This is a genomic window from Dolichospermum sp. FACHB-1091, from assembly GCF_014697585.1.
In the GTDB taxonomy this organism is placed as follows: domain Bacteria; phylum Cyanobacteriota; class Cyanobacteriia; order Cyanobacteriales; family Nostocaceae; genus Dolichospermum.
The window spans coordinates 1-1,913 of the sequence record NZ_JACJSB010000057.1 but is presented as its reverse complement, the minus strand read 5'-3'; the positions used below and the strand labels follow the sequence as shown (position 1 = coordinate 1,913).

Sequence of the window (1,913 nt, the reverse complement as noted above, 5' to 3'; positions counted from 1 at the left end):
CTCATAAGAGCGGAAACCCCTGTATCTCACGCAAAGACACAAAGGAACAAAAATAAACAGAAGTTTTTAAGCTACTCCATAATCTGTATAGGGGCGTTTATAAGGAGGATGTAAACCTAGTACAATATCCTCCCTGGAAACTCCCATTTTTACTAAGTCTGCTGCGGGATTTTCTTCTGTTAAATTTTGTTGTAGCCAAATTTTGCCATTTTTAATATCTAAGTGTATCACAGTGCGATAAACGCGATTTAAGTCTTCCCATCCCACATTCATCCATTGATAATGGTCATTTTCTGTATCAAAGATGAGTTGTACATCTATTTCTTCTGTGGAAATATCATCTTTAGCGTAATTTGTGAGTAGGGTTTTAATGTATTCTCGGTATAGGGTTATTTTATCCATTTTATGATTACCTCTTTTCTTGCTTCGTATACAATTTGAGTAAATTCAAGTTGAAAAAAATCTCGATAAGCATCTACCGGAACAGCCATATACAAAGTCCGATTTGGTTCAAGATTTTCTAGTGCTAAACGATAGCTAAGAAATTGACCTAAAGCAGCATAAAAATCTGTAATTGCTGAAGGATTCAGGAAACTTTTAATTTCTATAGCTATTTTCTCACCTTCTTTTTCAACAGCTACTAATTTCTCTGCACCTAAATCAACTTGAAAATTAACGTTGCCAAATTTGAATTTTAGTGGATCATCTGTAATTAACCACTACTCTTTTTCTAAAGCCTTTTTTACTGCTTCGTGAAATATATCTTTTGCAGACACGGGTAACACCAAATAGACATCTTTGGTAATTAAATGTGCCTGACTTACAACCCTTGTAGAGACGTTCCATGGGTAGGGATTCTCGGCTCTACAATATTTTTCACCAGATGTCTAATGTTGATAATTTTCAGTTTTACCATTATTTAATCTCTTTAATATTTAAACTTGTTTAGGTGCGGGGTAATCTAACCCCCAAGTCAGGTAAGCTGTACTGCATTTAATTTGTATAAGTTTAACAGGCTGTCTATACCTGTTCCACAAGAGTTAAGAATATTAGGATTATACAATTTAGTTGCACATCAGCTTATTCAGGATATAATAAAATATATAAATTGTCCAGAAACTATCTTAGCCAATTCACGTCATCTCAGATATCATATATTATTGACAATCCTATCATGAGTAATTCTATCCGTTGGCAATCTAGCACTGCTGCACTCATGGCTATGGCCATTACTACAGGTACAGCTATCCCCATGTTATCATTTAATCCTGTTTTTGCCCAAGGATTTAATCTCAATCAATCGCGGACAATTAGTATCCCCGCTAATGTAACTTTACCTGTTACCTATGAAAAGGAGAAAGTTATTGTCAAACCTGGTGAAACATTAGCCTTAACTTTGAAAATAGCTGACAATATTACTGATAATAACAGAAATATTTTAATCCCTGCTAATACTGAAGTTATTGGTGAGTTACAACCAGTAAGATTAAATGGGGCATCTACTAATAATAATAACCGCCAAGGTGTGCGCTTTGTAGCCAGGGAATTAGTATTTCCTTCTGGACAACGATTACAGATTTTTGCTAACTCTAAAACTATCACCCAAACGGAAACAATTACCAAAGGATCAAGCACTGGTCAAATATTAACAGATGCGGCTATTGGTGCGGGTGCTGCTACTTTGATTTCTTTGGTAACAGGTAATAAGAAAATTGAAGTTTTAGAACCTGTTGGTGGGGCAGCAGCGGGGGCTTTAGCTAGTGTATTATTACGGAAACAAAAAGCTGATGTTTTTGTCCTCAGACCAGAACAAGATTTAAATATTACCCTAACTTCAAATTTGGTGATCACTCGTCAATAAACTGAAGTTCATGATATATATCATGATATACAGCGGTTTTCGCTCTTATGAA

At 35.2% G+C, this 1,913-nt stretch carries 2 protein-coding genes and 1 pseudogene; 1 reads left to right on the top strand and 2 read right to left on the bottom strand.

Annotation, left to right across the window (positions count from 1 at the left end):
* Positions 1-66: 66 nt before the first annotated feature.
* Together H6G25_RS20765 and H6G25_RS20760 are read right to left on the bottom strand one after the other, a co-directional pair.
* Entirely contained in the window at positions 67-402 is a 336-nt protein-coding gene (locus H6G25_RS20765) for a XisI protein (protein ID WP_190394117.1), read from the bottom strand.
* Positions 390-776 (bottom strand): annotated as a pseudogene (locus H6G25_RS20760) (XisH family protein). Before H6G25_RS20760 ends, H6G25_RS20765 begins: the two are co-directional and overlap by 13 nt.
* 398 nt (positions 777-1,174) lie before the next feature.
* Between H6G25_RS20760 and H6G25_RS20755 the strand changes: the two are divergent.
* The gene (locus H6G25_RS20755) at positions 1,175-1,861 is read left to right on the top strand and encodes a conjugal transfer protein TrbI (RefSeq protein WP_190394116.1); all 687 of its coding nucleotides are present in this window, start codon (positions 1,175-1,177) and stop codon (positions 1,859-1,861) included.
* Positions 1,862-1,913: the final 52 nt, after the last annotated feature.